At 68.8% G+C, this 7950-nt stretch carries 7 protein-coding genes and 1 pseudogene; 4 read left to right on the top strand and 4 right to left on the bottom strand.

Going from position 1 to position 7950, the window contains the following annotated elements:
• The first annotated feature begins 36 nt into the window (after positions 1–36).
• Together SI859A1_RS01815 and SI859A1_RS01820 are read left to right on the top strand one after the other, a co-directional pair.
• On the top strand, positions 37–912 hold the full coding sequence (locus tag SI859A1_RS01815) for a PCC domain-containing protein (RefSeq protein ID WP_009208171.1): 876 nt from the start codon (positions 37–39) through the stop codon (positions 910–912).
• Between the two features lie 197 nt (positions 913–1109).
• Positions 1110–1856: an endonuclease/exonuclease/phosphatase family protein gene (locus tag SI859A1_RS01820; protein WP_009208172.1), complete on the top strand. Its 747-nt coding sequence runs from the start codon at positions 1110–1112 to the stop codon at positions 1854–1856.
• Here the strand turns inward: SI859A1_RS01820 and SI859A1_RS01825 are convergent.
• Positions 1817–2875, bottom strand: coding sequence for a phospholipase D-like domain-containing protein (locus SI859A1_RS01825; RefSeq protein ID WP_009208173.1), 1059 nt, complete (start codon positions 2873–2875; stop codon positions 1817–1819). The two genes, SI859A1_RS01820 and SI859A1_RS01825, sit on opposite strands and share 40 nt — an antisense overlap.
• Before the next feature lie 2 nt (positions 2876–2877).
• Positions 2878–2976, bottom strand: a pseudogene (locus SI859A1_RS22425) (NAD-dependent epimerase/dehydratase family protein); the annotation flags it as partial.
• A 246-nt stretch (positions 2977–3222) separates the two neighbouring features.
• Between SI859A1_RS22425 and SI859A1_RS20115 the strand changes: the two are divergent.
• A complete protein-coding gene (locus SI859A1_RS20115) occupies positions 3223–4134 on the top strand; it encodes an extensin-like domain-containing protein (protein ID WP_009208174.1) in 912 nt (303 codons plus the stop codon).
• 57 nt (positions 4135–4191) lie between these two features.
• On the opposite strand, the gene SI859A1_RS01835 is transcribed toward SI859A1_RS20115, so the two are convergent.
• Complete coding sequence (locus SI859A1_RS01835) at positions 4192–5091, bottom strand: LysR substrate-binding domain-containing protein (RefSeq protein WP_040325012.1); 900 nt, start codon at positions 5089–5091, stop codon at positions 4192–4194.
• Between the two features lie 114 nt (positions 5092–5205).
• Between SI859A1_RS01835 and SI859A1_RS01840 the strand changes: the two genes are divergently transcribed.
• Positions 5206–5424 (top strand): hypothetical protein, encoded by a 219-nt coding sequence (locus SI859A1_RS01840; RefSeq protein ID WP_024351690.1) that lies wholly within the window; start codon positions 5206–5208, stop codon positions 5422–5424.
• 73 nt (positions 5425–5497) lie between these two features.
• Here SI859A1_RS01840 and SI859A1_RS01845 read toward each other — a convergent pair whose 3' ends face one another.
• Entirely contained in the window at positions 5498–7435 is a 1938-nt protein-coding gene (locus SI859A1_RS01845) for a M23 family metallopeptidase (RefSeq protein WP_040325015.1), read from the bottom strand.
• Between the last annotated feature and the right edge of the window lie 515 nt (positions 7436–7950).

The raw sequence follows: 7950 nt of genomic DNA on the forward strand, positions 1-7950 counted from the left end.
CCTTCGTCCGGCGATGTCCGCGCGAACGGAGCCGTCGTGACGGCGCCCCGGCGGATCGTTCACCCGGGCCCGGTGGCGGCCCAGCGATCCTGCGTCGCGCCGGCGCGCGCGGTCCCGCTCGACTTCACCGTGCCGGCTGGCGAGATCGTCAATGCCGGGATCGCCGACGGTCTCGCGGCGGCGGGCTGCGACGGCGCATGGGTCGACCTGTCCGGCGGTCGCTTCGCGCCGTTTCGCTATGTGATGCCCGCGGGCTCGCCGGGTCCGAGCCACGCAGCCTGGTACAGCGAGACCTTCGCGCCGGATGGCATCGTTACCGTCGAGGCGGCCGGCGCCATCGTCGGCTGGCGCGACGGCGGACCCTTCCTCCACTGCCACGGCATCTGGACCGATCCGGCCGGCGACCGGGCGATGGGGCACATGCTGCCGTTGGACACCCGCACGGCCGAGCCGCTGCATGTGCGCGGCACCGGCCTTGTCGGTGGCAGCTTCGTCGCGCGCCACGACGCCGAGACCGATTTCACCCTGTTCGCCGCCGAAACGATGCCGCGCAACGGCGTGTCCGGATCCGCTACCGGCGACGGTCCCCACGCACTGGCTGTCACGCTGCGGCCGAACCAGGACGTGGGCACCGCCATTGCGGCGATCTGCGCCGAACGCGGGATCGCCGAGGCGCGCCTTTCCGGCATTGGCAGCCTCAACGGCGCGCGCTTTGCGAACGGCCCGGCGATGGATTCCTATGCATCCGAACTGCTAATCCGCGACGGCCGGATCGAGGCCGGCACGGCCGAGCCGCGGCTCGACGTCAGCGTGGTGGCGATGGACGGCACGATCTTCGAGGGCCGGCTCGTGCATGGCGACAATCCGGTCTGCGTGACCTTCGAACTGGTGATCCTGCCTGTCGCCGGCTGAGACGCATTGCGCGTCGCGCCGGGCAGGAAGCTACGCGGCCGATGGATCGAACGGGCCGCTGGTTCATTTTCCCGGTCGTGACAGCGGCGTTGCCGCGGCCGGACGGTTCCGCATCCCGGCGCGTTCGGTAAGGGCGGTCATTGCGGAGAGCGCGGACAGGGGCAATGATCCCGGCTCCGGCTTGGGAACGAGGTCTCATGTTTCGTGTCGCGTCCTACAATATCCGCAAGAGCGTCGGCACCGACTGGCGTCGGCGGCCGAAACAGATTCTCGACGTCCTCACCGAACTCGATGCCGACATCGTCGCGCTGCAGGAGGTCGACCGCCGGCTGGGCGACCGGCTGTCGTCGCTGTCGCCCGGCCTGATCGCGGAGATGACGCATTTCCGGCCGATCCGCTTCGGCGTGCGGCCAGGGAGCCTGGGCTGGCACGGCAACACGATCCTGGTGCGCAAGGACGTGGAATTGCTGCGCCGCAAGCGGCTGGTGCTGCCGGCGCTGGAGCCGCGCGGCGCGGCGCTGGCCGATCTGCAGATCGGCGATCTCAAGATCCGGGTCGTCGGCATGCATCTCGGCCTTGTCGGGCTGTGGCGCAAGCGGCAGGCCCGCGCTGTGCTGGACCAGCTGGCCAGCCTGGAAGAGCCGCTGCCGACGGTGATGATGGGCGATCTCAACCAGTGGAACACCGAGGGCGGGTGCCTGGCCCATTTCGCCGAGGACCATCACGTCATCGCGCCGGGTCTCAGCTTCCACTCGCAAATGCCCTTCGTCTCCTTCGACCGGATCATCACCAGCCTCGACATCCATGTGGATGCGGCGGCCGTGCACAGCTCCGAACGGGCGCGGCTCGCCTCGGACCATCTGCCGGTCTGGGCCGACCTGTCGCTGCTTGGCGCCGATGGCGATCAGAAGCGGCGGGACGTGGCGATGTCGCACGCATACTGATCGGCGAGCACGTCCCTGAAGGCTGGCGAGGTGGTGGCCAGGCCGTTCTCGACGTTCAGGCCGATGCTCAGCATGTCGAGATTGAAGCTGCTGACCATGCTCCAGTCGTCGATGATCGCCAGCTTGGCGTGCATCATGCCCGGCAGGTAGCCATGGGCCTCGACCCCGCGCCGCACGAGCGCGGCGGCGAAACGCTGCGAAAAGAGATCGATGCCCGGATGATCGCTGCGGGCCGGCAGCAGCAGGCGGACGCGCACGCCCCGTTGCCTCGCGCCGGTGAGCGCCGACCAGATCTTCCGGTCCGGGAACAGATAGGGCGTCGCCAGATCGATGGACGTTTCGGCATCGCGCAACCGGCTCAGCAATGCCTGGTAGATCTGCTGGCGGGCCGGTCGCACCGGATCGCTGGTCAGGTAATTCCAGTGGCCGGCGCCGCAGGTCGCTTCCGCCGACTGACTGCGGCTCCTGCAGGCCGAAATGCCGCTGGCATAGGCCCAGGCGGTCTCGAACGCGGCGAGGGCGGCGGGCACGATCGGGCCCTCGATGCGCACCATCGTGTCGCGCCAGTCCGCCATGCGGTCGGAATAGCAGGCGCCACCGGCCATCATCCGGCGCCCGTCGGCGATGACCGACTTGCGATGCAGGCGGTGCATGCCGCTGATCGGATTGCGCAGAAGCCGGCTCAGAGGATTGTAGCGGACGAGTTCACCGCCGGCTTGCCGGAACGCGGCGCCCGCCGGGCTTCGGGCAAGCTCAGCACTGCCGAAGGCATCGACGAGCAGGCGGACATGGACGCCGCGCCGCGCGGCCTTGGTCAGGACATCCATCAGCCGGGTGCCGATCATGTCCGCTCCGAAGATGTACTGCTCGATCGCAAGGCTTGTGCGGGCGCCGTCGCACAGCTCCAGCACCGCCGGCCAGATCGTTTCGTTGCGATGGAAGATCCGCCATTGCGACGGGCTCATCGGCACAGGCGCCGTGGTCACGGCCTGCGGAATTTCGGGGTCGGTGCAACTCATCCCAGATCGTCCAGCACCAAAACGTCCTCCCCGCGGGCAAAAAGCCCGAGGGTCATGTGGCTGCCGATATAGCCGGCGCCGCCGGTCACGAGAACGCTCATCCTGTTCCTCTCGCCGCATCGGCCCGATAGAGGGCCCGGCCTTTGCGGCGCACAGTGTCGCGAACCCGCTCTGCGGCGCAAGAGGCGCGATGCGCGGCGCAGGCCGGGGGCCCCTGGAGGGTCACGCGGGGTCGACGCGCTTCCCCTACGGATACTGGCGGGGGTCGCTCGTGCCACTAGCTGCAATCGTCAGGCCAGCAGCGGTGCCGCGGCATCGCGCCGGCGACGAATCGAAGGCGACGCGTCATGCCGAGGACCGGGAACTCCCAGAGCCATCTCTTCCCGTTGCCACGGTGTTGGGTGACCGCGCCGGCCCTGATCACGATGCTGCTGATGACCGTTGCCCCGGTGAACGCTCAACGCCCGGACGGCGAGGAGACCGGCGCGACGACCGAGGCGGTCGACGATCCAGTCAACGCGCCGCTGTCCGGCGACGAAGCCGCCGAACGGCCGGTAACCGCGATTCCGTTGCCGGAGCGGCGGCCTGCCGGTCGCAAAGCCGCATCGCCCGCGGCAGACCCGCCCACCGATCAGAGCGACCGGGCGACGCCGGAGGAGCTGCGCGGCCGGGATCCGACCATCGCCCCGGAAGCCGCCGTCGCGGCGGCGGCAGCCATCGCCGACGCCAGGATCTGCGAGGACGAACTCACCCGGCGCGGCGTCACCTTCACGGTGGGCGGCAGCATCAGCGAAGGCGATTGCGGTGTCCTGCGTCCGATCGATCTCGACCGGCTGTCATCGGGCGTGACGATCGCCCAGCCGACACAGCTCCTCTGCCGCTCGGCGCTGGCGCTGGACATCTGGGTGGCGAGCAGCGTCGTCCCCGCCGCACAGGCGCAGTTTCCCGGCGATGCCGTCACGGCGTTTCGCCACGCCTCCACCTATGTCTGCCGCAGCCGCTCGTCCGGCAGCCGCATTTCCGAACATGCCCGCGGCAGCGCCGTCGACGTCGCCGATTTCGGCTTTGCCAGCGGGCGCCGGCTGGGCGTCGAAAAGCAGGCGGAGGGCTCACCGGAGCAGGCGTTCCAGCGCCAGATTCGCGAGGGCGCCTGCGGACCGTTCAAGACGGTGCTGGGACCGGGCACCGACGCCGACCACGCGACGCATTTCCACCTCGACATCGCTGCTCGTCGCAACGGGGCGACCTATTGCAAGTGAAGCCGCGCGGGCCGTGCCGCGGGATGGTGTTGAAGGCTCTTCGGCAGCCGGAAAGCGTCAGGCGAAGGCGAGGGTCGGGGTCGGCTGCAGGCCGGCGAAACTCGCCACGACATGCTCGGCCAGCGCCTCGGCGACGGCGCTGCAGCCGCGCCGTTTCATCAGCGCCACCTCGTATTGCCGCAAGGGGGGCAAGCCTTCCGCCGCGCCGAGCTTCTGCAGCGGCGCGGTGACATGGCTTTCCGGCAGGGGCGCGATCGCGAGGTCGGCCAGCACCGCGGCGATCTGTCCCTGGGAATGGCCGCTGGAATAGGCGATGCGATAGCGCACATTGGCGGCATCGAGCGCATCGAGCGCGATGGCCCGCCAGGCACAGCCGCGGCTGGCGAGCGCCAGCGGCAGCGGCTCGCGGGCGATGGCGCCGCCATGTTTCAGCCCGGCCCAGACGAGGTTCTCCGTGTGCACGATGGTGACCATGCGCTGGCCGTATTCGCCGCAGGCGAGCACCGCCAGATCGAGCTCGCCGGCATCGCAGAGGCGGCGCAGATCATCGCTCGAGCGCAGCTTCACGTCGACCTCGACCTGCGGATGGGTCGAGGCGAAACGCTTGAGGATCTGCGGCACGGCGATATAGCCGATGTCGTCGGGGGCGCCGAAGACGACGCGCCCCTCGATGCCCTGCGTCAGGAAGCGCGACACGGTTTCTTCGTTGAGATCCATCAGGCGGCGGGCGTAGCCCAGAAACGCCTCGCCATCGCTGGTCAGGCGCACGGTGCGGCCTTCGCGCACGAACAATTCGCGGCGCAGTATCTCTTCCAGCTTCTTCATCTGCAGGCTGACCGCCGAGGGCGTGCGGGCGACGCGGTCGGCGGCGCGCGAAAAGCTGCCCGTGTCGCAGATGGCGACGAAGGTGCGCGCGAGATCGGTTTCGATCAGGGGAAGCTGGCTGTGCCGGGACATGCGCGGGACCGATGAGTGCAACTCACCGATCAGTTTAGATCTTATCGCTGGAATTGCCAGCGCGACTATCGCACATCCCATGGATTGATGATGATCCGCCGAAGGGGTGGCGACATGTTCGGACTGAAGATCGCAAAGCGCTCGCAGCGTGCTGGCCAGGCCATGAAGTCGGCCGAACGGCTGGACCGGTCGATGTCCCTGCTCGACGCCCATATCCGCGCCGATGTCGGCGACATGGGCCGTCCGAACGAGATCGTCCCGCTGTCCGAAAGCCTGCGCTGGCGGATGGTCGAGGAAAGCCGGTTCGTCCGCTCCCTCAACGCCTTCGAATAAATCCAGCAATTCGCCGCCGTCCGGCTTCGGTCGGCGGCCTCTTGCAGCTCGACACTGATCGCGCGAACGCTGCCTAGCGGGCCGCCAGCAATGGCGTTTCCACCCGCTCGCGCAGCAATTCGTCGATCCGGTCGCGCTCGCGCTGGAAGGTCGCGAGTTCCTCGCCCTCCAGCACCCGGCCCGACGGCAGCTTGATGCGCATCGGGTCGACCTTCTGGCCGTTCACCGAAATCTCGTAATGCAGGTGGTTGCCGGTCGACAGGCCGGTCGAGCCGACATAGCCGATCACCTGACCCTGGCGCACGCGCGAGCCGACCTTGACGCCCTTGGCGATGCCGCTCTGGTGCGAATAGGAGGTTTCGTAGCCATTGGCGTGGCGCACGATGGTCTGCCGCCCGTAGCCGCTGACCCAGCCGGCCTTCTTCACCACGCCGTCGCCGGACGCGAAGATCGGGGTGCCGCCGGGCGCCGCCCAGTCGACGCCCCAGTGCGGACGGACATAGCCGAGCACCGGGTGCTTGCGGCCGGTCGAAAAGGCCGAGCTGAAGCGGCCTCTGGGGACGGGCTTGCGCAACAGGAACTGCTTGGCGCTGCGGCCGTCGGCGTCGAAATAGTCGGCGTTCTCGGCGTCCTTCGGCCGGAAGCGGTAGAAGCGCCGCGAGGTCTCGCCGAAGCGGACGTCGACGAACAGCATCTCGGATTCGTCTGTCGCCTCCTCCTTGCCCTCCTCCATCGAGTAGAAGACGGCGACGCGGTCGGTCGGGCCGAGGCGGGACTGCAGGTCGACTTCGGTGGCCAGCATCTGGACGAGCTGCTGGCAGAGGCGGTCGTTGAGGCCGTACGCAAGCGCGGCCTGGTAGAGCCCGTCATAGACGGTGGGCATCTTGGCGCGCAGCGGCGCCTCGCTTTCGCTGCTGTCGAAGGCGGCGGCGACGGAGCCGCCCATTTCGGGAGCCTGCGCCGGCTCGAACGGGCCGTCCTCGGTTTCGGCGACGGTGCCCAGATGGCGGGTGCCGCGATAGGCGGAGAGCCGGACCACCGTGGCGGCCTCGCCGATCGTCTCGACGCCGACGCGCAGGGCGTCGCCGGGTTTCAGCGCATCCGCCTCCAGCCGCGCTGCGAGGGCCTCGACCGCCTTGCCGCTCTTGCTCTCGTCATAGCCATTGGCATCGAGCACGGCAGCCATCTTCGCGGCCTCGCGCAGCGGGATGACCTCTTCGTGGAATTCCGGCCGGTCGTTGCCGGTGTCGGACGGCGCCAGGGAGACGTTCTCCTCGATCACCCGGAAGGCCGATCCCGGCTCGTATTCTGCGGCATCGCTGGTCAGGTTGAAGCGCAGCGGATCGACGGTGTTGAGCGAGGCGACCTGCACCGGCGCATAGGCGAGCGAGGGCGAAACCTGCCGCACCAGCCGCTCGGCCTCGCTGGTGCCGATGTCGTCGACGCGCTCGTAGCTGTCGGGGTCGAAATCGAAGGGTTCGACCTTCAGCCGCACCTCGGCCTCCACCCGCGCGCCGTAGAGCTGCGCGGCCTGGCCTTCGTCGCCGGATTCCGGTTCGTCGGCGTCCGGGTCGGCAAAGATGTTGAGCGGATCGAAGGCCGGGTAGTCGATGCTGGTCTGGTGGCGGGCGCCGAGCAGCATGTTGACATAGCCGAAGGGCAGGGTGCGGATGACCTCGCGGTCGCCCTCGCGGGTCATGGTCGACAATTCGACGACCTGCCGGCTGCGGGCGACGGGCAGGGCGGTGGCGACGACGCGCTCGCCCTTCTCGTTGAGATCCTCGCTGGGGGCGAAGGCGGCGGCAAGACCCGCGGGCCGGGCGGCGCCGCGATGGCCGTCGAGCGCGGCCGACAGGGCGATGCCCATCAGCGCCGTCGAGGTCAGGCCGGTGAGAAGCGTGCCGGCCAGCCAGCGCGCCGAGACCTGGCGACGGTCGGGCTTGCGCCTTCGGTCGCTGATCAGTGGCGGCTCGTCCCCGAATGCCGGCGTGTGTTGCGGCAAGCGCACCATCCCTCTCGTCGTCGCCTCTGGATATCCCCGCTTCCGCCTTCGGCGCACAAGGTGGCGAAATATCGACCATATTCCCCGGCGAGCTGCCGCGGGTGACATGGTCCATAGGGCATACAGGGCCCGCCGGCCTGTCTCAAGTCACCGGCCGTCCTCTGATCGATCTTCCGCGTCTTCGCGCGCGCGCGCGAATCCCTACACCGGAGAAGGCGCGGTACCGGGGAAGGCCGCGCGAAGGCTCCCGGCACGGCCGGGAAGCTGATCAAAGGCGGGGAGGGCGCAAGACGAGGAGGCTCAACGTTCGATGAAAGCCATGGGCCATGACCGCCCGATTACACCGCTTCCGACCTGGTGGTGGTCACCTTCAGAGGGCGACGCAGTCCGGATCCGGTTCGAACCCCTGCGATGACGCACCCATCAGCCCGCCAAACCGACCGTCGAGCTTTGATCGGAGTTCGCGAGGCACCGCTATGCTGAGCGGAGCGCTGTTCACCCCTTTGAGCCAGAGGTCCGAACCG

Source organism: Aurantimonas manganoxydans SI85-9A1, from assembly GCF_000153465.1.
In the GTDB taxonomy this organism is placed as follows: domain Bacteria; phylum Pseudomonadota; class Alphaproteobacteria; order Rhizobiales; family Rhizobiaceae; genus Aurantimonas; species Aurantimonas manganoxydans.

Coding starts and splice junctions, on each gene's coding strand:
- SI859A1_RS01820 (WP_009208172.1), top strand. CDS start 1,110: ATGTTTCGTGTCGCGTCCTACAATATCCGCAAGAGCGTCGGCACCGAC.
- SI859A1_RS01825 (WP_009208173.1), bottom strand. CDS start 2,875: ATGAGTTGCACCGACCCCGAAATTCCGCAGGCCGTGACCACGGCGCCT.
- SI859A1_RS20115 (WP_009208174.1), top strand. CDS start 3,223: ATGCCGAGGACCGGGAACTCCCAGAGCCATCTCTTCCCGTTGCCACGG.
- SI859A1_RS01835 (WP_040325012.1), bottom strand. CDS start 5,091: ATGTCCCGGCACAGCCAGCTTCCCCTGATCGAAACCGATCTCGCGCGC.
- SI859A1_RS01840 (WP_024351690.1), top strand. CDS start 5,206: ATGTTCGGACTGAAGATCGCAAAGCGCTCGCAGCGTGCTGGCCAGGCC.
- SI859A1_RS01845 (WP_040325015.1), bottom strand. CDS start 7,435: ATGGTGCGCTTGCCGCAACACACGCCGGCATTCGGGGACGAGCCGCCA.